17 protein-coding genes are annotated in these 25,043 nt (G+C 72.7%); 8 read left to right on the forward strand and 9 right to left on the reverse strand.

From position 1 onward, the window contains the following. Positions 1-5: 5 nt before the first annotated feature. Positions 6-203 carry a hypothetical protein gene (locus ACZ6C6_RS05320; protein ID WP_365681909.1) on the forward strand — a complete coding sequence of 66 codons (198 nt, stop codon included), beginning with the start codon at positions 6-8 and terminating at the stop codon, positions 201-203. Positions 204-209: 6 nt separating this feature from the next. Here the strand turns inward: ACZ6C6_RS05320 and ACZ6C6_RS05325 are convergent, their stop codons facing one another. The 4 genes from ACZ6C6_RS05325 to ACZ6C6_RS05340 all read right to left on the reverse strand — a co-directional run bounded on the left by ACZ6C6_RS05325 (position 210) and on the right by ACZ6C6_RS05340 (position 5,160). Continuing rightward, entirely contained in the window at positions 210-809 is a 600-nt protein-coding gene (locus ACZ6C6_RS05325; RefSeq protein WP_469199187.1) for a hypothetical protein, read from the reverse strand. A 126-nt stretch (positions 810-935) separates the two neighbouring features. Next, entirely contained in the window at positions 936-2,042 is a 1,107-nt protein-coding gene (gene prfB / locus ACZ6C6_RS05330; RefSeq protein ID WP_469199189.1) for a peptide chain release factor 2, read from the reverse strand. 58 nt (positions 2,043-2,100) lie between these two features. Beyond that, positions 2,101-3,342, reverse strand: coding sequence for a serine/threonine-protein kinase (locus ACZ6C6_RS05335; RefSeq protein WP_469199191.1), 1,242 nt, complete (start codon positions 3,340-3,342; stop codon positions 2,101-2,103). Between the two features lie 177 nt (positions 3,343-3,519). Continuing rightward, a complete protein-coding gene (locus tag ACZ6C6_RS05340; RefSeq protein ID WP_469199193.1) occupies positions 3,520-5,160 on the reverse strand; it encodes a serine/threonine-protein kinase in 1,641 nt (546 codons plus the stop codon). Between the two features lie 386 nt (positions 5,161-5,546). Here ACZ6C6_RS05340 and ACZ6C6_RS05345 point away from each other — a divergent pair, with 386 nt between their 5' ends. The 5 genes from ACZ6C6_RS05345 (at position 5,547) to ACZ6C6_RS05365 (ending at position 15,351) form a co-directional block, all read left to right on the forward strand. Further along, positions 5,547-8,948, forward strand: coding sequence for an FHA domain-containing protein (locus ACZ6C6_RS05345; RefSeq protein WP_469199195.1), 3,402 nt, complete (start codon positions 5,547-5,549; stop codon positions 8,946-8,948). A gap of 282 nt (positions 8,949-9,230) precedes the next feature. Further along, on the forward strand, positions 9,231-10,601 hold the full coding sequence (locus tag ACZ6C6_RS05350) for an ABC transporter substrate-binding protein (protein ID WP_469199197.1): 1,371 nt from the start codon (positions 9,231-9,233) through the stop codon (positions 10,599-10,601). 4 nt (positions 10,602-10,605) lie between these two features. After that, a complete protein-coding gene (locus ACZ6C6_RS05355) occupies positions 10,606-12,021 on the forward strand; it encodes a carbohydrate ABC transporter permease (protein ID WP_469199199.1) in 1,416 nt (471 codons plus the stop codon). After that, entirely contained in the window at positions 12,018-12,893 is an 876-nt protein-coding gene (locus tag ACZ6C6_RS05360; RefSeq protein ID WP_469199201.1) for a carbohydrate ABC transporter permease, read from the forward strand. Before ACZ6C6_RS05355 ends, ACZ6C6_RS05360 begins: the two co-directional genes overlap by 4 nt. A 301-nt stretch (positions 12,894-13,194) precedes the next feature. Further along, a complete protein-coding gene (locus ACZ6C6_RS05365; RefSeq protein ID WP_469199203.1) occupies positions 13,195-15,351 on the forward strand; it encodes a bifunctional glycosyltransferase/CDP-glycerol:glycerophosphate glycerophosphotransferase in 2,157 nt (718 codons plus the stop codon). Between the two features lie 64 nt (positions 15,352-15,415). Here the strand turns inward: ACZ6C6_RS05365 and ACZ6C6_RS05370 are convergent, their stop codons facing one another. The 5 genes from ACZ6C6_RS05370 to ACZ6C6_RS05390 all read right to left on the reverse strand — a co-directional run bounded on the left by ACZ6C6_RS05370 (position 15,416) and on the right by ACZ6C6_RS05390 (position 23,142). Continuing rightward, complete coding sequence (locus ACZ6C6_RS05370) at positions 15,416-15,790, reverse strand: DMT family transporter (protein WP_469199204.1); 375 nt, start codon at positions 15,788-15,790, stop codon at positions 15,416-15,418. A 70-nt stretch (positions 15,791-15,860) separates the two neighbouring features. Beyond that, the gene (locus tag ACZ6C6_RS05375; protein ID WP_469199206.1) at positions 15,861-17,375 is read right to left on the reverse strand and encodes a methyltransferase domain-containing protein; all 1,515 of its coding nucleotides are present in this window, start codon (positions 17,373-17,375) and stop codon (positions 15,861-15,863) included. Between the two features lie 41 nt (positions 17,376-17,416). Further along, positions 17,417-18,634: a glycosyltransferase family 39 protein gene (locus ACZ6C6_RS05380; protein WP_469199356.1), complete on the reverse strand. Its 1,218-nt coding sequence runs from the start codon at positions 18,632-18,634 to the stop codon at positions 17,417-17,419. A 144-nt stretch (positions 18,635-18,778) separates the two neighbouring features. Then, a complete protein-coding gene (locus tag ACZ6C6_RS05385) occupies positions 18,779-22,312 on the reverse strand; it encodes a bifunctional glycosyltransferase/CDP-glycerol:glycerophosphate glycerophosphotransferase (protein ID WP_469199208.1) in 3,534 nt (1,177 codons plus the stop codon). Positions 22,313-22,518: 206 nt separating this feature from the next. Further along, positions 22,519-23,142: a TetR/AcrR family transcriptional regulator gene (locus ACZ6C6_RS05390; RefSeq protein WP_469199210.1), complete on the reverse strand. Its 624-nt coding sequence runs from the start codon at positions 23,140-23,142 to the stop codon at positions 22,519-22,521. Positions 23,143-23,300: 158 nt separating this feature from the next. On the opposite strand from ACZ6C6_RS05390, the gene ACZ6C6_RS05395 reads away from it, so the two are divergent. Beyond that, complete coding sequence (locus tag ACZ6C6_RS05395) at positions 23,301-24,239, forward strand: ABC transporter permease (RefSeq protein WP_469199212.1); 939 nt, start codon at positions 23,301-23,303, stop codon at positions 24,237-24,239. Beyond that, positions 24,232-25,011, forward strand: a complete 780-nt coding sequence (locus tag ACZ6C6_RS05400) for an ABC transporter ATP-binding protein (RefSeq protein WP_469199214.1) — start codon at positions 24,232-24,234, stop codon at positions 25,009-25,011. Before ACZ6C6_RS05395 ends, ACZ6C6_RS05400 begins: the two co-directional genes overlap by 8 nt. Positions 25,012-25,043 lie beyond the last annotated feature (32 nt).

Raw genomic sequence — 25,043 nt, forward strand, 5'->3', positions numbered from 1 at the left:
AGCGCATGACCTACGACCGACTGGTGTGCGCGAACTGCGCGGCGCCCGTCACCGAGGGTCGCTGCCCCGTGTGCCGGGCGAGCCGCGAGCGGATGCGGGAGCAGGGGCAGGGGCCCTTCGCCGGGATCAGCCCCGCGGCGCTGGCCGCGCTCCTCGTGGTGCTCCTGACCGCCCTGGCCCTGCTGGCCCACCAGACCGTGTAGCGCCCGCTAGACGGCCGTGCGATTGCGCGTGAGGCGCGGCAGGGCGCGGAAGCCGATGCCGCCGGCGATCATCGTCGCGGCGCCGACCAGCAGGAACGCGGTGCCGCCCGCGCCGGTCTCGGCGAGTTCGTCCTTGCCCCTGCCCTGCTCGACGGGCTGATTGCCGACCGAGTCGGTGTCGGTGTTGCCTCCGCCGCCGGAGACCCCGATCAGGCCCACGCCACTGCCGTTGTCCCCGCTGCCGACCGGGTCTGCGGACCTGGTCGGTGTGGCCGAGGGCTTCGCGGGCGTGGAGGGGGGGTCCTCCGGTGTCGTGGGCGGCTCGCTCGGCTCCGCCGGGCCGGTCGGCGGGACCGAGGGGTGCGACGGGGTGGCCGGCGGCTGCGACGGCTCGCAGCGGGGGTCGAGCGGGCTGCACGGGTCGCCGTCGTCGCCCGGATCCTCGTCCCCCGGCTCCGCGGCGGTGTGCCCTCCGGTCTCCGCACCGGCGACCTCGACGCCGGCGCCGACGGCCTGGGCCGCCCCCGCCGCGGTCAGCGAGGCGCCGACGGCGATCACCGCGCCCGCCGCCGTCCGCGCGACGCGTAAGCGCGTCTTCTTCGTCATGTGCCGCTACCCCCTGGAGCCGTTCTCGTCAGGCTGCTCCAGCACCCTCGCCGGGGGCACGGAGAACGTCAAGGCCGTTCCGGGCCAAGCTGCCTTGTTCCAGGGGGAGTTGCGGCGATTCTCGGACTACTTCTCGTTCTGCTTGCGCCAGCGGATGCCGGCCTCGATGAAGCCGTCGATCTCGCCGTTGAAGACCGCGTCCGGGTTGCCCATCTCGAACTCCGTACGCAGGTCCTTGACCATCTGGTACGGGTGCAGGACGTACGAGCGCATCTGGTTGCCCCAGGAGTTGCCGCCGTCGCCCTTGAGGGCGTTCATCTTGGCCTGCTCCTCCTGGCGGCGGCGCTCAAGGAGCTTCGCCTGGAGGACGTTCATCGCGGACGCCTTGTTCTGGATCTGCGAGCGCTCGTTCTGGCAGGAGACGACGATGCCGGTCGGCAGGTGGGTCAGACGCACCGCGGAGTCCGTCGTGTTGACGCCCTGGCCGCCGGGGCCGGAGGAGCGGTACACGTCGACGCGCAGGTCGGACTCGTCGATCTCGACGTGGTCCGTCTGCTCGACCACGGGCAGCACCTCGACGCCCGCGAAGGAGGTCTGGCGGCGGCCCTGGTTGTCGAACGGCGAGACGCGCACCAGGCGGTGGGTGCCCTGCTCGACGGAGAGCGTGCCATAGGCGTACGGCACCTCGACGGCGAAGGTGGTCGACTTGATGCCGGCCTCTTCCGCGTACGCCGTCTCGTAGACCTCGGTCTTGTAGTTGTGCCGCTCGGCCCAGCGCAGGTACATCCGCTGGAGCCGCTCGGCGAAGTCCGCCGCGTCGACGCCGCCGGCCTCGGCGCGGATGGTGACCAGCGCCTCCCGGGCGTCGTACTCGCCGGAGAGGAGCGTGCGGACCTCCATCTCGTCCAGCGCCTTGCGGACGGACTCCAGCTCGGTCTCCGCCTCGGCGAGCGCGTCGGCGTCGCCCTCGGCCTCGGCGAGCTCGAAGAGGACTTCGAGGTCGTCGATGCGGCCGCGCAGGCCCTCGGCCTTGCGGACCTCGGCCTGGAGGTGGGAAAGCTTGCTGGTGATCTTCTGCGCCGCCTCGGGGTCGTCCCACAGGGACGGGGCGGCCGCCTGCTCCTCGAGCACGGCGATGTCCCCCCTCAGCGCATCCAGGTCCAGGACGGCCTCGATCGACCCCATGGTCGAGGAGAGGGACTTCAGCTCTTCGGAAATATCGACGACTGCCACGGGTCCAGCGTAACGGCTGTCGGCGCGTACGTTCCTCGGGCTGCCGGATCACCGGCCCCTAGGGCTCTGCCGGGGCCGAGTTCCGGGTGTCCTGGGGGCCCGGGTCCGCGTCGTCGCCGCTCAGGGCGAGCCATCCTGCCGCGCCGAGCCCGGCCACCAGCACGAGGGCCGCGGCCCCCAGGGTCAGGCGGCGCTTGCGGACGGCCGCCGACTTGTTGCGGGCCGAGCCGGGGCGGGGGCGGCCGGGGGCACGCGGGGCGCGGGCGGTGCCCCGGGGGCCGCCGGACAGCTCGTCCGGGGCCGGGACGCGCATGCTCGTGTGGGTGTCGCGGTTGGAGTCCGGGGTGGAGCCGGGCACCAGCGGGACCGCGCCGCGCCTGCGGGGCTCGTCGCCGGACGGGGTGTACTGCTGCTCGTCGTAGCCCTGCGGGGCCTCCGGCTCCTCGTCCGGCTCGTCCACGTCCAGGGGCGGGATGCCGGCCAGGTGCGGCAGCTGCTCGCGCAGCCGGGCGGCCAGCTCCGAGGCGCGCAGCCGGGAGGCGGGGGCCTTGGCCAGGCACTGGACGAGCAGCTGCCACAGCTCGTCGGGGATGCCGGGGAGGGGGACCACGGTCTCGGTGACATGGCGGCGCAGGACGGCGCCGGGGTGGCCGCCGCCGAACGGCGTGAAGCCCGCGAGGAGCTCGTACAACACCGTGGCCAGGGCGTAGATGTCGACGGCGGCGCGCGGTGGCAGGCCCTCCACGATCTCGGGGGCCAGATAGTCCGGCGTGCCGATGATCTTGGTGGTCCGGGTCCGGCGCGGGGTGTCGATGAGCTTGGCGACGCCGAAGTCGGTGAGCAGCGCGGGGTGGGAGTTGCCGGGGCCGAGCGGCCCCTCCATGTCCAGCAGGATGTTCTCGGGCTTGACGTCGCGGTGGACGATCCCGGCGGCGTGCGCGGCGGCGAGGCCGTCGGCGACGTCCGCGACGACGGCGACGGCCGCCTCGGGGGCCAGCCGCCGTTCGCGGTCGAGCCGGGTGCGCAGATCGGTGCCCCGGACCAGGTCCATGACGAGGGCGAGGTCGTTGCCGTCGACCACCAGGTCGCGGACCGCGACGACGTGCGGATGGCCGAGGCCGAGGAGCGCGGTGCGCTCCTGGACGAACCGGCCGACGAGCTCCTGGTCGGACGCCAGGTCCTCGCGGAGCAGTTTGATGGCGACGGGGCCCTCGGGGCCTTCCCCGAGCCACACCGTGCCGGCGCTGCCGCGCCCCAGTATCTGGTGGGCGGTGTACCGGCTGCCGATTTTCCGTGCCAAGACTGCTCCCTCAGCGGCTGGCGATGGACCCCAACAACCCCCGGTCGACAAAGCTACGCGGCGATCGGGGGCCCGCGTGCCGTGGTTGGCGCCAACCTTCGCTTCTGCGGGCGAATTGCCTCGGAATTGGTCCGCGGAAGTCGATATAGCTACAGAGTTGTACGCCTGCGGACGCGGTCAGCCGCCGCTGCTGCCGCCCAGTTCGGAGATCCAGTCCTTCACCGTGGACACGGCGTCGGTGATCGCGTGCCAGTAGCTCTGGCCCTGCCCGATCCAGTCCTTGAGCGGGGTCAGTTCCCAGATCAGCCAGCTCGCCACGACGAGCAGCACCAGCGTGAACAGGCAGCCCTTGAGGCAGCCGAGCCCGGGGATCTTCATCGGGTTGGCGCTGCGCCTCGGCTCGCGGGGCGCGCGCTGCGGCTGCTGGGGCTGCTGCGGCGGCGCGTACGGCTGGGGCTGGGGCTGGTACTGCTGGCGCTGCGGCGGCTGGTACTGCTGCTGCGGTTGGGGCTGGTACTGCTGCGGCTGCGCGTACTGCTGGTGCTGGGGCTGCTGGTATCCCGGCTGCCGGTCGCGCGGCTGCTGCGGGGGCTGCTGCCGGCGCTGCGGGCGGCGGCGCAGCGGGTCCTCGCTCGGGTCGAGGTACTGGACCTGCGTCTGCTCGTTGCGGTCACGGGCGGCCCGGAGCTGGGACTGCCAGGGGTGCGGGTCCTCGGGGCGCGGGTCGCTGTCGGGGCGCGGCGGCACGGGCGGCATGACGGTGGTCGGGTCGGCCTGGGAGCCGCCGCCGGGCGCGCCGCCGTGCGGCAGGACGCTGGTGACCCCGTTCGGGTCGTACGAGCCGGCGTTGCTCGGCAGGACCTGCGTCGGGTCGGCCGCGCCGGGGGTCTCGGGGACGGCGGTGGGCGCCGGGTCGGGCGCGAGCAGGGCGGCGACCCCGTCGGCGGCGGCGATCTGCGCGGCGTTCGCGTGGACCCCGATGCCCTCGGCGACGGTACGCAGGGCACGGGCCAGGTTCTCCGCGCTCGGCCTGCGGTCCGGGTCCTTGCTCAGGCACCGCTCTATGACCGTCCACAGGGGCTCGGGGACAGTGCCGGGGCGGCGCGGCTCCTCGCTGAGGTGCCGGTGCAGGACTTCGAGCGCGGTGCCCCCGGCGAACGGCGGGCGGCCGGTGACCAGCTCGTACAGCAGGATGCCGGCGCCGTAGATGTCGACGGCGGAGGTCTGCGGGCGGCCCTCGGCGGACTCCGGCGCCACATAGGCGGGGGTGCCGACGAACTCGTGGGTGCGGGTCAGGCCCGGGGAGTCGGCGAGGCGCGCGATGCCGAAGTCGGTGAGCATCGGGCGCATCGCACCGTCGGGGTCGGCGAGCAGCACGTTGGCGGGCTTGAGGTCGCGGTGGACGACCCCCTGGGCGTGGCTGGCGGCGAGCGCGTCGGCGATCTGCGCGGTGAGCAGGGCGGCCGCGACCGGGGTGAGCGGGCCGTTGTCGCGCAGGTAGCGGTGCAGGTCGGGGCCGTCGATCAGGTCCATGACGAGGGCGAGGAGGTCGCCCTCGACCACGAGGTCGCGGGTGCGCACGATGTTGGGGTGGGTCAGCCGCAACAGGACGGAGCGTTCCCGCAGGAACCGCATCACCACGTCCGCGTCGTTGGCCAGCTCCTCCTTGAGGACCTTGATCGCCACGGTCTCGCCGGGCCGGCCGGCCACGGCCGCCTCGGCGCCCGCCGCCTCGCGCTGGCTGGCACGCCAGACGGTGCCCGTGGCACCGCGTCCCAGCGGCTCCTCCAGGAGGTACTTGCTGCCTACCGGCCGCACGTCATGCGCTCCCTGCTGGTCGTGGTGGATCGTTCCCGGGTACCCCCGGAGTTTCCGGCCCACTCTAGAGGCTGTACGGGGAAGGGCGGCCGGGTCCGGGTCCCGGGGGAAGACGTCCGTCCGGGGCGGATGGTTGCCAGGGCGGGTGCCCGGAAACCGGTCATGCCGCACTTTTGGGGCCACAGCAGACGTTTCAAGATCACTAACTGATGACCGCCGGGCGTGTTGTCAGTGGCAGGTGCGAGGATGCCTGGAGCACGACTGCGCGGTCGGGAGCCTCGCGGTGCGTGACGAACCTGTACCGGACGACGCGTCCGTGCCGGGTGGGGGGAATCACAGGGCGTTCCCCCGGCCGGTGCCGCGCGCAGAAGGGACCGCTGACGGCGATGCAGATCCGGCTGACCGTCCTCGCGCCGCCCAGCGGCCAGACCCCGGCGCGCGCCTGCGATGTGCTGGTCACCGCCCCCGCGGGGACGGCGCTGGCCTCCGTCGCGTCCGGCCTGGCCATGGCCGTCGCCGGTCCCGACGGCTCCCTCGGCAGCGGTGCGGTGGTGCTCTTCGCGGGCCGGGAGCGGCTGGACGCACAGCGCTGCGCCCTCGGCGAGCCGCCCCTGGTCGACGGCGCGGTGCTCTCGCTCCAGGTGCCCGGCGAGGACGAGACCGCGGACGAGGCGGTCCCCGCCCAGCTCCAGGTGGTCGCCGGTCCCGACGCGGGCGGGGTCCATCTGCTGCACGGCGGCACGGTCCGCGTGGGCCGCTCGGCCGAGGCCGACGTCCCGCTGGACGACCCCGATGTCTCCCGGCTGCACTGCGAGGTGACGGTCTCGGAGGACGGCCGCGTCGTGGTGGCCGACCTGGGCTCCACGAACGGCACCACGCTGGACGGCGCCGAGGTCCACGGCCGCCCGGTCCGGCTGGCCCCGGGGGCGCTGCTGCGGCTCGGCGAGTCGACGCTCCGGCTGGCCTCCGGCGCGCGTCCGCCGGCGCTGCCGACGACTCCGGACGGCGAGGGCCACCTCCGGGTCGCCCGGGTCCCGGCCCCGCCGGCCTCCCCCTCCCCCTCGCCCGGGGCCGCCCGCACCGCCCACGACCGGCCCGCGCCCGACGACCCCGGGGCCGGGGCGCGGCCCGGGTCCTCCGCCGGGCATCCGGGCCGCTTCCCGGAGCAGGAGGCCCCCCGGCGCGGCGGCATAGGGGCCTGGGCCCGCCGGCTCAAGGGTCCCCGGGCCGAGCCGGTGCCCGCGAGCGCCCCCGCCGAGCCGGTCCCGCCCGCCCCCGAGACGTTCACCTCGCCGCCCACCGCCCCCGAGGGCACCTGGCCCGATCCGGCCGCCGTCCTGCTGACGGCGCTCGGCCCGGGCCCCCGGCTGTGGGAGCGCGACCCCGCGCACCCGGAGGCGCTGGTGGTCCGGCTGGGCACCACCGACCGGGCCGACCTGCCCGCCGTGCCGGTGACCGTGAGCCTGCGCGAGGCCGGGTCGCTGGGGCTCGCCGGGCCCCGGGAGCGGCTGGCCGGGCTCGCCCGGTCGGCCGTGGCCCAGCTGGCGGCGCTGCACTCCCCCGCCGACCTGGAGATCGTGCTGATCAGCACGGACCGGGCGCGGACCGCGGAGGAGCGGCGGCGCGAGTGGGCCTGGCTGGGCTGGCTGCCCCATCTGCGCCCGATGCACGGCCAGGACTGCCGACTGCTCCTCGCGTACGACCGGGACCAGGCGCTCGCCCGCACCGCCGAGCTGGTCCGCCGGCTGGACGACGGGCCCCTCGGCCCCGGCTGGGCGAGCCAGGACCCGGCCGCGGTCGCCGAGGCCGCCCGCGACTACGAGGGCCCGTTCACAGTGGTGATCCTCGACGGGGACCCCGGTGCGGCGGTGCTCCGCGAGAACACGGCCCGGCTGGCCGCGGCCGGTGCGGCGGCGGGCGTCCACCTCCTCTGTCTGGCCGAGACCCCGGCCGCGACGCCCACCTCGCCGGTCGCCGCGACGTACGAGGCCGCGTGCCACGCGTCGATCGCCTTCCGCGAGTGCGGGGCGGTCGGGATGCTCAGCGGGGACGTGGCGACGGCCCTGCGGCTGCTGCGCACGGCGGGCGGCCGAGCCGCGGGCCACGGCACGGTGGCCTCGGTGGACGCGGTGTCGGCGCACTGGGCCCAGCGGTTCGCCCGGGCGCTGGCCCCCCTCCGCGCGGAGGGCTCGGCCGCGCTGCCGGGCCGCCAGGTGCCGGTGGCGCTCCCACCGTCCGCCCGCCTCCTGGACGAACTGGGCCTGGCCCGCGCCACCCCGGCCTCCCTGATGGCCCGCTGGGCGTCCACGGCGGACGACCGCCCGGCCCCCCGCGTGGGCGCGCAACGCACGGCGGCCGATTCCCCGGACTCGGGCCGCACGGCGTACCCGGGAACAGGCGACTCGGGCCGCACGGCGTACCCGGGAACAGGCGACTCGGGCCGCACGGCGTACCCGTCCGCGACAACGACCGGCTCGGGTCGCACGCTGTACCCCGGTACGGCCACGGGCGACTCGGGCCGCACGCCGTACCCCGACAGCACCACGTCGGGCTCCGGGCGCACCCCGTACCCCCGCTCCGGTACGGGCGACTCCGGCCGCACCCCGTACCCCGACAGCACCACGACCGGCTCCGGCCGCACCCCGTACCCCTCCCCCGCCCGGCCCCGGGTCAGTGGGCCCCGGCAGGCCGACGGGCCTCAGGTCGCCGCGCGGGGGGCCCAGACGGGCGGGGGGACGCAGACGGCGACGCGCACCGCCGTGCGGCCGGCCGTTGGTGCCGGGCGGCCCGTCGTCGTGCTGGGGGCCGGGCCGCGCGGGCCGGTGAGCGTGGATCTCGCGGACGAGGGGCCGCACCTGCTCATCGAGGGCCCCGGCGGCAGCGGGCGGACCGAGCTGCTGCGGGCCGTCGCCGCGTCGCTGGCGGCCGCCGCCCGGCCGGACCGGCTGGGCATCGTGCTGGTCGACGGGGCCGGCGGCGAGCGCGGCGAGTCGCTGGGCCCGTGCACGGAGCTGCCGCACGCGTTCACGCACCTGGTGGCCTCGGACCCGGTCCGGATGCGGGAGTTCGCCCAGGCCCTGGGCGGCGAGGTGAAGCGGCGGGCCGAGCTGCTCGGCGAGCTCGACTTCGCCGAGTGGCACAGCCGCGAGGAGAGCGGGACGACAGCCGTCCCGGTCCCCGAGCAGCGGGGCGACGTGGAGGCCCCCCTCAGCGGCACCCTGCGCCTGCGCCCGGGTGCGGGACGCCCCGTGGACCCGGGCCCCTCCCCGCTGCCCCGCCTGGTGGTGCTCGTGGACGACTACGACGCGCTGATAGCCCCGGCGCTCGGGGCCCCCGGCCGGCCGGCGGCCGGTTCGGTGGTGCGGGCGCTGGAGGCGGTGGCCCGGGACGGCGGCCGGCTGGGCATCCACCTGGTCGCGGCCTCGGCCCGCCCCGACCGCACGGAGGACACGGAGCTGGCCCGCGGGGCGCGGCTGCGCATCGTGCTCGATCCGCCCGCGGTCCCGCCCTCGCCGGACGAACCGGCGCCGGGCCGGGGGCGGCTGGGGCATCCGGACGGGCGGGTGACGCCGTTCCAGGGCGGCAGGGTGACCGGCCGCATCCCGCGTACGGCGACGCTGCGCCCGACGGTCGTCCCGCTGGAATGGGAACGGATGGGCGACCCGCCCACCCGCCGCCCGGTCCGCGAGCTGGGCAACGGGCCGACGGACCTGGCGCTGCTCGCCAGCGCCCTGGAACGGGCGGCGCGTTCGGTCAACGCACAACCCCTCGCGCCCCTGTCCACCTGAGAGCCCGCCCAGCCCCGCCCGAGTCACGCCGGAGCCGCCCTCGAACCATCCCCGCACGGGGCCGGAGGAGGGCGGCTGGATCGTCCCCAATGGCCGGATACCTGAACTGACCCCACGTCACGAGGCCATCACGATCATTGATTTGGGGCAGGTGGCGGTATTGCGACACCGGAACGCCGGGCATAGGACTGGGCGCACACGACGACGTGACGCACGACCGGCAGCGCTGGCTTCCCGACCCGGCGCCCGGTGGGCGCACGCGGACAGAGAGACGGGGCAGGGATGCGCACAACCCTACGGATTCGCAGGGCGGCCGTGGTGTTCACCGCCATCGGCGCACTGGCCCTCACCGGCTGCGGCGGCGACGGTGACGGCGGAGACAAGAAGACGGACGAAGGCGGCTCCACGACGGGCAAGGGCTCCACGCCGAGTGTCGCCTTACCGAAACTGGACGGTGAGAAGCTCTCTGTCGCCGCGGTCTGGACGGGGCCGGAACAGGCCAACTTCGTCAAGGTCCTCAAGGAGTTCGAGAAGCGGACCGGCGCGACGGTGACGTTCGTTCCGGCACAGGACCCGATCGTCAACTTCCTCGGTACGAAGATCGCGGGCGGCCAGCCGCCGGACGTCGCGATGATCCCGCAGGTGGGGGCGATCCAGCAGGCCGTGGCGAAGAAGTGGGCCAAGCCGGCCGGCGCCGAGGCGAAGGCCCAGCTGAGCAAGAACTACGCGAAGGTCTGGCAGGACCTCGGCACGGTGGACGGCACCCAGTACGGGGTGTATTTCAAGGCCGCCAACAAGTCGCTGGTCTGGTACAACACCAAGGCGTTCGAGAACGCGGGCGCGAGCGAGCCGAAGACCTGGAAGGACTTCCTGGCGACCGCCGAGACGGTGTCCGCCTCGGGTGTCACCCCGGTCTCGGTCGGCGGCGCGGACGGCTGGACGCTCACCGACTGGTTCGAGAACGTCTACCTGTCGCAGGCGGGCCCGGAGAAGTACGACCAGCTCGCCCAGCACAAGATCAAGTGGACGGACCCGTCCGTCAAGGACGCGCTGACCACCCTGGCCCAGCTGTTCGGCAAGCCGTCCCTGATCGCGGGCGGCGCGGACGGCGCGCTCCAGACCGAGTTCCCGGCGTCGGTCACGCAGACCTTCACCGGCGGCGACCAGCCCAAGGCCGCCATGGTCTACGAGGGCGACTTCGTCGGCGTCAACATCGCGCAGACGAAGGCGAAGATCGGCACGGACGCCAAGGTCTTCCCGTTCCCCGCGGTCGGCGCCGAGTCGCCCGTGGTGACCGGTGGCGACGCGGCCATCGCGCTCAAGGACGGCAAGGGCGCCCAGGCGCTCCTGACCTGGCTCGCCTCCGCGGACGCCGCGAAGATCGCCGCCGAGCAGGGCGGGTTCATCTCGCCGAACAAGAGCCTGGACGCCGCCGCATACCCGAACGACGTGCAGCGCACGATGGCGAAGGCGCTGATCGCGGCCGGTGACTCCGTCCGGTTCGACATGTCCGACCAGGCCCCGCAGTCGTTCGGCGGGACGCCCGGGAAGGGCGAGTGGAAGACCCTCCAGGACTTCCTGAAGAACCCGAAGGACATCGCGGGGACTCAAGCCAGGCTGGAGTCCGACGCGGCCAAGGCGTACAAGAGCTGACGGCATGACGACAGCGGCAGCGGGGGGCGCCGACGAGGCGCTCCCCGCCGACAGGCAACGGTCCGGCGGGCCCCGCGTGCCCGCCCCCAGGAAGGCCGCCCCGGCCGGCACCCCGGGGCGCGCGCCCCGGAGCGTCACCGGCACCCGCAGGGTGATCGCGGGGCTCTTCCTGCTGCCGGCGCTGGTGCTGCTCGGGGCGCTCGTCGTGTACCCGATCGTGTACTCCGTCTACCGGTCGTTCTTCGACCAGGCGGGCACGGGCTTCGCCGGCATCGACAACTACAAGACGCTGTTCACGGACGACACCATCCGTACGGCGGTCAAGAACAACGCGATCTGGGTGGTCTTCGCGCCGACGGTCTCCACGGCCCTCGGGCTGATCTTCGCGGTGCTGACCGAGCGCATCCGCTGGGGCACGGCCTTCAAGCTGATCGTCTTCATGCCGATGGCGATCTCCATGCTGGCGGCCGGCATCATCTTCCGCCTCGTGTACGACCAGGCGCCCGAGCGCGGGGTGGCCAACGCGGTGTGGGTGGGCGTGCACGACACGTTCGCCGAGTCCTCGGGCTTCCCGAAGGCGCATCCGCTGCCCGTGGCCCCGCTCAAGGCGGCGGGCGGCGGGACCTTCGTGACGAAGACGACCGTGCGTGCCGGGCAGCCCGTCCAGCTCCCGCTGGTCGGGGTGCTCCCGGCGAAGATGCCCGGCGACGCGAAACCGGCGAAGGCCCCGGCGGCGGCCGGGGACGGCGCGGTCACCGGCACCGCGTGGCTCGACTTCACCAAGGGTGGCGGCGGCAGACCCAATGTCATCGACGCCAAGGAGCTCGGGCTCAAGGGCCTGAAGGTGGAGGCCGTCAAGGGCGGCGAGGTGGTCGCGACCGCCAGGGCGGCGGCGGACGGCACGTTCACGCTGCCCGCCTCGGCGGACGGCGCCGAACTGCGCCTCCCGGCATCCAACTTCAGGGAGCCGTACAACGGCGTGGACTGGCTCGGCCCGACGCTCGTGACGCCCGGGATCATCGGGAGCTACGTGTGGATGTGGGCGGGCTTCGCGATGGTGCTGATCGCGGCGGGCCTCGCCGGGCTGCCGCGTGAACTCCTCGAAGCGGCCCGGGTGGACGGGGCCAACGAGTGGCAGGTGTTCCGCCGGATCACGGTGCCGATGCTCGCGCCGGTCCTCGCGGTGGTGCTCGTCACGCTGATGATCAACGTGCTGAAGGTCTTCGACCTGGTGTTCATCATCGCGCCGGGCTCGTCCCAGGACGACGCCAACGTGCTGGCGCTCCAGCTGTACCGGTCCTCGTTCGGCACGGACGCGGACCTCGGCGTCGGCAGCGCCATCGCCGTGCTCCTGCTGCTGCTGGTGATCCCGGTGATGCTCTTCAACATCAGGCGGATACGGAAGGAGGGGCGCCGATGACGACACCCTCGGCAACGGCGACCCGGTCGGTGGGCGCGCGGCTCGCGGCGCGGGCCGGCGGCGGTGTGATGCGGGTCTTCCTGGTCCTGGTCGCCCTGTTCTGGCTGATGCCGACGATCGGGCTGCTGCTCTCCTCGCTGCGCAGCCCGGACAAGATCGCGTCGACCGGCTGGTGGCAGGTCTTCACCGCGCCCTCCGAGCTCACCGTCGACAACTACTCCCGGCTGCTCGACAATTCGGCGATCACGGACTCGCTGCTCTCCACGATCATGATCACCGTGCCGTCCACGGTCCTGGTCGTGGTGATCGGCTCGCTCGCGGGTTACGCGTTCGCCTGGATGGACTTCCCCGGCCGCGACTGGTGGTTCCTGCTGGTCGTGGGGTTGCTGGTGGTCCCCGTACAGGTGGCGCTGATCCCGGTGTCGAAGCTGTTCGGCGAGATCGGGATCTTCGAGACGACGCTCGGTGTGGTGCTCTTCCACACCGCGTTCGGGCTCCCGTTCGCGATCTTCCTGCTGCGCAACTTCTTCGCGGAGATCCCCCGCGAGCTCCTGGAGGCGGCGCGGCTGGACGGGGCGGGTGAGATACGCCTCTTCACCCGGGTCGTGATGCCGCTGGGCGGTCCGGCCATCGCCTCGCTCGGGATCTTCCAGTTCCTGTGGGTCTGGAACGACATGCTGGTCGCGCTGATCTTCGCGGACTCCGGGTCGCCGCCGATCACGGTGGCGCTCCAGCAGCAGGTGCGCCAGTTCGGCAACAACATCGACGTCCTGGCGCCCGGCGCCTTCGTCTCGATGGTGATCCCGCTGGCGGTGTTCTTCGCCTTCCAGCGCCAGTTCGTCTCCGGCGTGATGGCGGGGGCGGTCAAGTAGCGGTAAACGTCACGGCGCGGGGCACTCCGTCGGGGTGCCCCGCGCTGTGTGGTGCCCGGAATCACGTGCCTCGTGGGCGCCCGTCATGGGCCCGCATGCCCCGTATTGCCCAAGGTTCACTTACTGTCCCGGGTAGTATGATAAGTGGGGCCTTCATCAGCCGCGCGGTCGACCGCTCACGGGCCCGACGCGCCCGTCTCTTCGGCCTTCGTACGCCTGCCCGCCCCCTGACCCGTCCTGCGGAGCCCACCCCAGTACGCTGTGTGGTCTCCCAGTACGCACAGTCCGAGAAAGAGTCCGTATGCCCCGGCTGAGTGTCATCATCCCTGTCCGTCGCGCCCGAGGAAGTCTGCGCGAGTGCCTGGAGTCGGTGCTCTCGCAGTCGTTCACGGACATCGAGGTCATCGGGGTGGACGACGGCGCGCCGGACGGCTCGGGCCTGGTCCTGGACGAGTTCGCCGCCCGCGACAGCCGCGTCCGGGCCGTGCACCTGGAGCCGGGCGCCGGGGCCCACGGCCGCCGGAACGCCGGGATCGAGGAGGCCGCCGGGGAGTACGTCCTCTTCCTGGAGGGCTACTACGTCTTCCTGCCCGACGCGCTCCAGGCCGTCGCGGACCGGCTGGACGCCACCGGCGACCCGGACGTGCTGCTCTTCGGCCACCAGAAGCGCCCCTTCCGCGGCAAGGTCCGCTCGACCCGGTCCCTGCAGAAGCTGGAAGGGATGCCCGAGGGCCCGCTCACCCTGGCGAAGCGCCCGGACCTCCTGGACATCGCCCCGGTCTCCTGGAACCGCGCGGTCCGCCGCGCGCTCCTTGAGCGCGAGTCGGTGACCTTCGGCCCGGGCCCGCACGGCGAGCGCATGTACGCGCTGGCGACCGTCGCCGTCGCCGCCTCGGTTGCCACGCTGGGCACCGCCTGTGTCGAGCACCGCCAGCAGCGCTACCTGCCCGGCCTCGTGGACGACGTGGAGCCCCGGACGGGCTCGACCCCGCTGGAGCTGGTCGAGGCGTACGACGCGCTGATGACCTTCGTGGAGGCACGCCCGGCCCTGAAGGACGTGCGCGGCCTCCTGTTCGACCGTGCCGTTCAGGAGCTGCTGACCGCGTACCCGACGGTGACCAAGCGCCGCCGGCAGTACGTGGGCGCGGTCGGCACGTTCCACGGCGCGCACCGCCCGGAGGGCTTCAAGTTCCCCGGCGGCGCCAAGGGGCTGCGCCCTCAGCTGATGGGCGGCGGCAAGTACACCGCGCTCGGTGCCCTGGACACCGCGCTCGCCACCCGGCGCAGCCTGCGGGCCGCGCCCAGCACGGCCCGCGCCAAGGCGAAGAAGCAGTTCACCAAGCGCTACTACAAGGCGCAGCTCAAGCTGCCGCTGGACCCGAAGCTGGCCGTGTACGCCGCCTACTGGAACCGCGGCGTGAGCTGCAACCCGGAGGCGATCTACCGCAAGGCGAAGGAGCTGGCGCCCGACATCCACGGCGTGTGGGTGGTGTCGAAGAAGAACGTGGACTCGGTGCCCAAGGGCATCGACTACGTGGTGCCCGGGACCCGCCGCTACTGGTCGGTGCTGGCCCGTGCCACGTACTTCTTCAACAACGTCAACTTCCCCGACCACTTGGTCAAGCGCCCCGGCCAGATCCATGTCATGACCCACCACGGCACGCCGCTGAAGATCATGGGCATGGACCAGCAGAACTACCCGGCGGCCGCCCAGGGGCTCAACTTCGACCGGCTGCTGAAGCGCGTGGACCGCTGGGACTGGAGCGTCTCGGCCAACCCGCACTCCACCGAGGTGTGGTCCCGCGCCTACCCGAGCGCGGCGCGCCCGCTGGAGACGGGCTACCCGCGCAACGACGTCTTCGCGACGGCCACCGAGGAGCAGATCGCCACGATCCGCGAGGACCTGGGCATCCGCCCCGGCCAGCGCGCCGTGCTCTACGCGCCGACGCACCGCGACTACGAGGCGGGCTTCACCAACCGCCTGGACCTGGACCGGTTCTGCGCGGCCGTCGGCCCGGACACCGTGGTCCTCATGCGCGCCCACTACTTCTACGGCGGCACGGGCCTCCCGGAGAACGCGTCGGTCATCGACGTCTCCACGTACCCGCGCGTCGAGGACCTGTGCCTGGCGGCGGACGCGCTGGTCACCGACTACTCCTCGGTGATGTTCGACTACGCCCACCTGAACCGCCCGATCGTGATCCTGGCCCCGGACTGGGAGACGTACCGCACGGTCCGCGGGGTCGTCTTCGACCTGCTGTCCGGACAGCCGGGCGAGACGCCGGGTGCCGTGGCCACGAACACGGACGAGCTGGCGGCGATCTTCACCGACGGCAGCTGGAACAGCCCGGAGAACGAGGCGCTGCTGAAGGCGTTCAAGGAGCGCTTCTGCCCGTACGACGACGGCCGCGCCTCCGAGCGCGTGGTGCGCCGCGTGCTGCTGGGCGAGGAGTCCTGAGCCATACGTACGCCGAAGGGCCCGCACCGGAACGTTCCGGTGCGGGCCCTTCGGCAAACCCGCCCTAGCGTTGCTGACCGGCCATGACCGTGATCAGGCCGACCACCACGAGCAGCGAGCCGCCCCAGGTCCACAGCGAGGTCCGCTCGTGCAGCACGGTCGCCCCGGCCAGCACGATCAGCAGGTAGCCGAGCGCGTTGAAGGGGTACGCGACGGAGAGCGGCACCTTGGCCAGCGTCGTCATCCAGGCGAGCGCGGACACCGCGAAGACCAGCAGCCCGAACACGACCCAGGGGCTGCCCGCGGCGCGCAGGGCGACGGATCCGCCTTCTCGGCCGGCGGCGGCCGCGGCGCCCTTCATCCCGTGCTTGAGCATGATCTGGCCGCCCGCCGACGAGAACACGGCGAACAGGAGCAGCAGCACACTGGGGAGGGTCAAGGACTTGCTCCTGACGGCGGGGGCGGGGGGTTCGGGCGCCCGGGCGGGCGCGGGTCCGGGGCGGGGCGCCTCAGACACCGACCCGGTCGGCGGGGACGTACTGTCGGTTGAGGATGTCCTGTACATCGACGTGCTCTCCAGCGATGATCGTCTCGGCCGCGTGCGGGGTGAGCAGGGCGACGTGCTGATAGCCGAACAGCGTCGGCCGGACGCGGGTCAGCAGCCTCGACGCCCCGCCGAGCACGGCGGCCAGCGGCCCCCGCCCGAGCAGCGACCAGAACGGCGCTCCGGTGGAGGTGAGTTCGAGGACGTCGTAGCCGGCGGCGCGCACGGTGCGGCGCAGGCTGGCCCGGGTGAAGAAGCGCAGATGCGTTTCGTCGAGGATGCCGCGCCGGTCGTAGTCGAAGGCGCCGACGGCGACCCGCAGCCGGGAGTACCAGTGGCTGAAGTTGGGAACGGACAGCAGCATCCGGCCGCCCGGCCGCAGCACGGACGCCGCCTCGGCGAGGACGCGTTCGGGGCGTGACAGGTGCTCGATGACGTCACCGGCCACCACGTAGTCGAAGCCGGTCCCCGCCTCGGCGGGCAGCCCCTCCTCCAGGTTGGCGAGGTGGAAGTGGCTGCACCGGTCGCGGACGCCGGGCACCTCGACGTAGTCGACGCCGGTCACCTCGTGGCCCAGGGACTCCAGCCGCTCGGCGAACAGCCCGCCTGAGCAGCCGAGGTCGAGGACGCGGCCGGGGGGCAGCGCGCGCATCTTCTCCAGGATGACCGCGTGCGAGGAGCCGTCGCCCTCCTTGAAGGCGTACTCGACGGGCTTGGGGATCCACCGGCAGGTCCCGAACCCCTTGACGGCCAGGCGGTATTCGAGGACGTCCTTGACCACGTCCTTGGCGTACTTCATGCCGTTGACGTAGCAGATCTCGTCGCCGTAGTAGGTGGGGACGGGGATCTCCTTGATCCGCATGCCCGCGTTCAGCAGCTGGACGATGATCTGGGTGTCGAAGTCGAACGCGTCGGTGTTCCGGTCGACGGGCAGCTGCTTGAGGGCCGCGACGCTGTACGCGCGGTAGCCGGAGTGGAATTCGGTGAGGTCCGACCCCAGGAGGCCGTTCTCCAGCCGGGTGAGGATGCGGTTGCCGAGCCACTTGTACACCGGCATGCCGCCCTTGAGCGCGCTCCCGGACGTCATCATCCGGGACCCGAACACGGCTTCGCACTCGCCGCGTTCGATGGGTGCGACCATCTCGGGCAGCAGCTCGGGGGCGTACTGCCCGTCGCCGTGCAGCAGCACGATGATGTCGAGTCCGTGCTCGGCGGCCAGCGCGTATCCGGCCTTCTGGTTGCCGCCGTAGCCGAGGTTCTTGGTGTGCCGCATCACGACGGTGCGGGGCATGCCCTCGGCCTGCGACCAGCGGCAGCCCGCCGTGAAGGTGGCGTCGTGGCTCGCGTCGTCCAGGATCAGGATCTCGTCGATCCTCGACCGGAAGTCCTCCGGGATCCGGTCGAGGGTCTTCTCCAGCGTTGTCTCCGCGTTGTACGCGACCACCAGGATGCCGATCCTGGGGCTCGGGCTTTCCTTCACGGGGCGTTCTCCAGTTGCGGTCGGGGACGGGGAGTGCGGGATCAGTCGACGGACGAGCAGGAGCGGAATTCCGTACGGGGTGCGGAGACCCGCGCCCGCTCGGTGGGGGCGGCGCCGGGGGGCGCGGCGAGGATGCGGCGTACGCCGGTGAACAGGCCAGCCGCCAGGACGAACCAGCCGGCGGCGCCCAGGTACAGCACGGGCTCGCTCCAGCGCACGGCGGACCGCCCGCTGTAGCCGAGGACGGCGACCAGGCCGACGACCGCGCTGTACGCGAACCCTTCGACCGGGCCGAGCACGAACATCCCGGCGGCGGCCCAGGTCAGGTACTGGAGGCCGGACGCGGTGGACAGGAGCAGCAGCAGCCCCAGCGTGACGGCGACGACCCCGGGTGCCTGGGCGGGCCGCAGCCAGGCGAGCCGGGCGCCCGCGGCCACGCACACGAGGACGAAGAGGAAGTGGCCGCCGCCCTGCATGAAGGCGATGACCGGCTCCGGAGCCCCGAGGACGTCCGCGAACCGCACGAGCCCCCACAGCCGGTAGCTGCCGCCCGCGTACTCCAGGACGTTGTGCACCAGGTCCAGGGGCACGGTCAGCAGCGCCGGCCCCCACACGAGCGCGGCGACCCCGGCGAACCCGGCGGCGAAGCGGACCAGGACCGGCCGCCCGCCGCGCAGCGCGGCCACGAAGAGGGCCGGGATCACCACGACCGGGATGAACTTGACGCTGATCGACAGCGCCGCCGCGACGCCCGCCGCGAGCGGGGTCTTCCGGTCGGCCAGGAGGTGGGCGGCGGCCAGTGCGAACGCGACGGCGACGGCGTCGGTGTTGCCGTGGTAGCCGGAGGTCGCGATGAGCACCGGGCTGACGGCGACCCCGGTCCCGCAGAGCATCGCGGTGCGCGGGGTGGCGCGGCGGCGGACGATCTCGAACACGAGGACCGCGCAGGCGAAGTCGGCGGCCGACGCGGGGACGCGGATCAGCGTGGCGAAGGAGAAGCCGAGTTCGGTGAGCCGGTCGAGGCCCAGCAGCATCCACCCGGCCAGCGGCGGGTGGTTGTAGACGGGGAGCCCGGGGAGCGGGTGCGCGTAGATGCGGACGGGCCCGTACCCGGTGATGGCCTTCGCGAACCCCGCGAAGATCCGCACGTCGGCGGGGCCGGGTGAGTTGGCCGCGATGATCATGCGGGTGAGGAGGCCGGCGGTCGCCGCGACGAGCACGACGGTCCTGGCCCGCCGCACGTCCGGTTCGCCCCACATTCGGATACCCATGAAAGCAGAACGTAGCAAGGCGGCGACGCTATGCGACGCAGCGAATCGTCACCGTGGCGTAAACACCGGCCATGGAAACGCCGATGCCCGGCCGGTACGGACCGGCCGGGCATCGGGGCCCATCAGTGGCGACTACAGCATGCGGTCGACCACGCGGGCGGTGGCCCGGCCGTCGTCCAGGTCGCAGAAGTCGTGCCGGAACTGCTCGTACGCCTTGGCGTGTCCGGCGATGGCCTTCTCGGGGTCCTTCAGCGCGGCGATCAGGTCGTCGGAGTCCGGGATCAGGGGCCCGGGCGCCCGCTTCTCGAAGTCGAAGCTGAACCCGCGCAGCGTGTCGCGGTAGTGCTCCAGGTCGTACGTGTGGAAGAGCATCGGCCGCCCGGTCTGGGCGAAGTCGAACATCAGCGAGGAGTAGTCGGTGACCAGGGCGTCGCTGATGAGCATGAGTTCACCGACGTCCGGGTAGCGCGAGACGTCCTTGACGAAACCCGTACCGCTGTCCGGGAGCCGGTCGGTGACCATGTAGTGACGGCGCACCAGGAGCACGGTGTCCTCGCCGAGTTCGCGTTCGGCGGCGGCCAGGTCGAGCTGGAGGCCGAGCGAGTAGCGCCCGCCGCCGAGGCGCTGGTCCTCGCGCCACGTCGGCGCGTACAGGACGACGCGCTTGCCGGCCGGGATGCCCAGCTTCTCCCGCACCGCGATGGCGACCTTGGCGCGGTCCGGGGCGTGGAAGATGTCGTTGCGCGGGTAGCCGCACTCCAGTACCTCGCCCTCGAAGCCGAACGAGCGGCGCAGGACGGGGGTGGAGTACGTGTTCGGCGAGACCAGGAAGTTCCACTGCTTGGCCCGCTCGGCGAGGGTCGCGATGTACCCGGCGTTCGCCTGGGCGGTGCCCGCGAGTTCGAGCCCGATGCGCTTGAGCGGCGTGCCGTGCCAGGTCTGGACGACCGTCTGGTCCTCCCGGCGCACGAACCACTCGGGCAGCTGCGTGTTGGTGATGATGTAGCGGCTGCGGGCCAGCGCCTCGTGCCAGGCGGCCGAGCCGTGCTCGACGGCGGTGGTGCCCTCGGGGACGATCGCCTGCTGGTCGCGGACGACCCAGATGTGTTCCACCTCGGTGCCCCGGCGCACCAGCTCCTCGTAGACGGCGCGCGGCGAGTCCGAGTACTGGCGGCCGTCGAAGGTGCTGTAGAGCGCGGCGGCGCGCAGCGGCTCGGAGCGCTGTGCCGCGTATGCCTCGCTCAGCAGGCGCTTGGCGCGCGGGCCGCGCTCGGCGGCGCTGAGCACGGGGCCGGAGACGACGAGGAGCTGGTCGCCGAAGCGGCGCTCCAGGGTGTACTCGCGGCCGCCGAGCGTGCGGGTGGCGGGCAGGGTGTGGAAGGCGGAGGCGGGGAGCCGCAGCGCGCGGTCGCCGCTCTCGTCGGCGGCGCCCTGGTCCCGGAAGAAGAAGTACCAGTTGCCCTCGCCGAGCGGCACGGCGCCGCCCGGTCCCTCCACGGCGTCCGGCCGCAGCTCGGCGCGGAAGCGGCGGGCGCTCCCGGGTCCGGTGAACTCGACGGGGAAGACCTGCTCCTCGCGGTGGGCGCTGTTCTGCACGACCAGCTCGACCGGGTGCTCCGGGTCCTCGGGGAAGGTGCCTTCCAGGAAGAGCCGGCCGTCGTCCGTCCAGCTGGCCAGCTCGACGGCGGGCTGCACGGTGCGGTCGCCGATGACCAGGTTGCCGCGCGCGCTGACGACGAGGGCCAGCTCGCGGCGGACGCCGTCCGGCCCGTCGGCGAGCGGGTAGCGGCCGGGGTGGACCGAGCCGGGCGCGTCGAGCGACGCCTTCAGGCCCGTGCCGACGAGGTGGATGCTGTACGCGACGTTCTTCGGGACCTCTTCACCGGCGGGGCGGTTCTCCTCGACCGCGGCGAGCGGCAGCTCGGCCGTGAAGCGGTTCCAGCCGGACCCGGCACCGGTGCCCACGGTGACGGGGACCTCGACGGTGGTCTTGGTGGCGCCGTGCGTCAGGACCAGCGTCAGCTCGTCCTTGACGAGGCGGGCGCGGACCACGCCGGTCACCTTGACGGTGCCGGGCCGCTCACCGGGGCCGTGGGTCTCGAAGCGGGCGTCGACGCGCTCGGAGTGCAGCACGAGCTTGTCGCCCTCGAAGGCGGGGGCGATGCGGTGGTCGCCGTCGGGGCGGTGGACGGGCGGCGCGACGGACGCCTCGCGGACCGAGGGGAAGGCCCGGCGCAGCAGGCCGCCCCGGGCGATGCCGACCTGGAACTGGAAGGTGAGCTGCTTGGGGCCGCTGTCCCCCTGGATGCGGAGCTTGGAGGCGTCGACGGAGGTCTCGAAGCCGGCCCGGTGGTAGTCGTGCAGGCTCTGCCGGGAGCGGGCGGTCGCCTCGGGCTCGTCGGCGCGGCGCAGCCGGAGCGGGACGACATGGCGCCGGCCGGCCCGCAGCCAGCCGATCCGGAACTCACTGGCTCCGGAGGCGACCGGCAGGTTGCGGATGTACGCGTAGCCGCTGAGGTGCAGCTTGCCGTCGCGCCACTGGGCGTCGCGCAGCCGGGCGGCGAGCGGCAGGTCGCTGTCGCCGACGCGCGCCACGGGCGCGGGCAGCGGCCGGGTGAGCACGGGGTAGTGGGCCACGCGCCGGCGCATGCCGCTGACCTCGAACGCGCCGGGCTCCCGCTTCTCCTGGAGGAGCAGCGCCAGCAGCTCGTCCATGCGGTGTTCGCGTACCAGGTACCACATCACGCGCAGGCGCAGCGGCAGCCCGTCGAGCACCGAGGGGTCGACCTGGTCCATGAACTTGTTGGTGTACGTGAGGAACGCGTCCCGGTACTCCTGGTCGCCGTCCGGCAGGACCTCCATGAAGTACCAGAGGTCGTTGGCCAGCGCGTGGGCCTCGTAGTGGTTCTTGTCGGCGGGGGTGCGGTTCTCCGCCAGGAACTCGGAGACGCCCTGGACGTGGGCGACGCGGTCGTGGATGCCTCGGACGACGGCCCGGCTGGTGGTGATGGAGCCGGGGCGGTCGCGCCAGTAGTAGACGGGGTCCTTGACGATGTCGACCGAGCCGGCCAGGAAGTGGGCGGGGAGCACGACGGGGATGTCCTCGTACAGCGCGCCGACCGGGAACGCGAACTCGTGCTTGTCCCAGAAGGAGCGGCGGAAGACCTTGTTGCAGGCGATGCGGTCGCCGAGGAGGTCCAGGTCGCGCGAGACGTGGGTGCGCTTGCGGGTGGTCGCCATGGGCTTGCGGAACATCGGCGACTGGACCAGCTTGCCGCCGGCGCGCAGCCGCAGGACGTTGCCGGAGGCCAGGTCGGAGCCGGTCTCCTCCAGCGACTCGACCAGCAGCTCGTAGGCGTTCGGCGGGATGATGTCGTCACTGTCGCAGAAGGCCAGGTAGCGGCTCTCCGGGTGGGCGTTGCGGAAGCCGGTGTTACGGGCGTGCCCCAGTCCGCCGTTCTTCTGCCTGACCAGCTTGAAGCGGTCGTCGCCCGCGGCGAACTCGGCGGCCAGCGCGGCGCTGCCGTCGGTGGACCCGTCGTCGACCATCACCACCTCAAGGTCGGTCATGGTCTGCTCCGCGAGGGACTTCAGACAGTCCGTCAGGAAGAGTTCCACGTTGTAGACGGGGACAACGACACTGAGCCGTGGCGGCATGTTGAGCACGTCCGTTCATCAAGGGCCTGGCTATCCGTAGGGCTCAACCGCAGAGGCGGTCGGGGGTCACCGGTTACGGTCCCGAACGAGTGACTGCGCCTGCACCGTGCTCGCCCCGTGCACATGCTCCGGAAGGCCCGGTGGGCGGCCCACCCACCAGATTAACCGATCGAAGAGTGACCCCTACAAGCACGCTGGCACACCCGCGCGAGCACTTAATCGGCGGGGTCCGGGCCCTGTGTGAGCGCCGCCACGGCGGAGGCCGCGAGGTCGTCCAGATACGCCGGGGGCACCTCGCCCCGGACCACGGCGAGCCGCCAGTAGAGCGGGCCGACGATCAGGTCGAGGGCGCGGTCGGGGTCGCTGCCGGGAGGAAGCTCACCGCGTGCGACGGCGTCCCGGACGACCACGGCGGCCATGCCCTGCTGCGGGTCGAGCAGGGCGGCCTTGATGGCGTCGGAGATCTCCGGGTTCCTGGCGGCCTCGACCAGCAGGTCCGGGATGACCTGGGAGGCCAGTGGGTGGCGCAGGGCGTACGCGGCCAGTTCGAGGACGGCGCGCACGTCCCCGTACAGGGAGCCGGTGGCGGGGGCGGGCATGCCCTGCGCGGCGACGGCCGAGACCAGGTCCAGGACCAGGTGCAGCTTGGACTTCCAGCGCCGGTAGACGGCGGTCTTGCCGACGCCGGCCCGGCGGGCGATGCCCTCGATGGACATCCGGGCGAACCCGACCGCGGCGAGCTCGGCGAACACCGCGCTGCGGATGGCGTCGGTCACGTCCTCGCGCAGGACGGCGGCTCCCGCCGGGGCTCGGCGGCGGCTTCCGGGGTCGGTGGTCATGGCCGAATCATAGTCCGCGACGACGAAACGGTTGCGTTCCGACGTGGATACGTCCTACCCTCGGCGTTGCGACGATACGGTCCCGTCCCGTCGCCGGGCGCGTCCTTCTCCGCCCGCACGCCGTGCCCCCGCCTGCCCGCCTCCCGTCGAAAGCGATCGTGGTGAGCCAGACAACAGCCCCGGCCCCGGCGGACAGCCCGCCGCCCCTCTCCCCGCCCGTGTACGGCTCCGGCGAACTCGCCGCGCTGGCCTCGCGCCACGGGCTGACCGTGAGCGGCGCGCGGCCCTCGCTGCCCGCGTACCTACGGCAGCTGTGGGGAAGGCGCCACTTCATCACGGCCTTCGCCACGGCCAGGCTCACCGCCCAGTACAGCCAGGCGAAGCTGGGCCAGGTGTGGCAGCTCATGACCCCGCTGCTCAACGCGACGGTCTACTACTTCATCTTCGGCATCCTGATGAAGACGAAGCACGGCGTGCCGGACTTCGTGCCGTTCCTGGTCACGGGCGTCTTCATCTGGACCTTCACCAGCTCCTCGATCACCGCCGGCACCCGGGCGATCAGCGGGAACATCGGTCTCGTACGGGCGCTGCACTTCCCGCGCGCCTCGCTGCCGATCGCGCTCGCCCTGCAACAGCTCCAGCAGCTGCTGTTCTCGCTGGGGGCGCTGGTCCTGATCCTGCTGGCCTTCGGGCAGTACCCGCAGCCGGCCTGGCTGCTCGCGGTCCCCGCCCTGGCCCTCCAGGCCGTGTTCAACACCGGTCTCTCGATGGCCATGGCCCGCCTCGCCGCGCGCACCCCGGACGTCGCCCAGCTCACCCCGTTCGTGCTGCGCACCTGGATGTACGCCTCGGGCGTGATGTGGAGCATGGACACGATGCTGAGCGGCGACCGGGTGCCGGACTGGGTGAAGCTCGCGCTCGAACTGAACCCGGCGGCCGTCTTCATCGACCTGGTGCGCTTCGCGCTCATCGACAGCTTCGGCGCGAGCCAGTTGCCCCCGCACGTCTGGGCGGTCGCCGCCGGCTGGGCGCTGCTGTGCGGCGCGGGCGGCTTCGTCTACTTCTGGAAGGCCGAGGAGAGTTACGGACGTGGCTGAGCGTACGAATGCGGCGGTGCCGACGGTCGTCGTGGACGACGTCCACATCACGTACAAGGTCAACGGCGCCCGCACCGGCCGGGGCAGCGCCACCTCCGCGCTGAGCCGGATCGCCTCGCGCCGGCAGGCCCCGGGCGTGCGCGAGGTGCACGCCGTCAGGGGCGTCAGTTTCGCCGCGTACAAGGGGGAGGCGATCGGGCTGATCGGCTCCAACGGCTCGGGCAAGTCGACCCTGCTGAAGGCCATCGCGGGCCTGCTCCCCGCCTCGAAGGGCCGCGTCCACACCCATGGCCAGCCCTCGCTGCTCGGCGTCAACGCCGCGCTGATGGGTGACCTGACCGGCGAGCGGAACGTGGTGCTCGGCGGCCTCGCGATGGGCATGACGCGTGCGGAGATCCGCGAGCGCTACGACGAGATCGTGGACTTCTCCGGCATCAACGAGAAGGGCAACTTCATCACCCTGCCGATGCGCACGTACTCCTCGGGCATGGGCGCACGCCTGCGCTTCTCCATCGCCGCCGCGAAGAACCACGACGTCCTGCTGATCGACGAGGCCCTCTCCACGGGCGACGCCCGCTTCCAGCAGCGCAGCAAGGCACGCATCCTCGAACTGCGCGAACAGGCCGGCACGGTGTTCCTGGTGAGCCACCACAACAAATCGATCACCGAGACCTGCGACCGGGCCCTGTGGCTGGAGGCGGGAACCCTCCGCATGGACGGCCCGGCGAAGGAGGTCATGGCGGAGTACGAACGCTTCACGAAGAAGCGGTAAGCAAAAAGTTGTCCTCGAACGCCGGACGGGCT

The sequence above is a fragment of the Streptomyces sp. NPDC041814 genome (assembly GCF_055590565.1).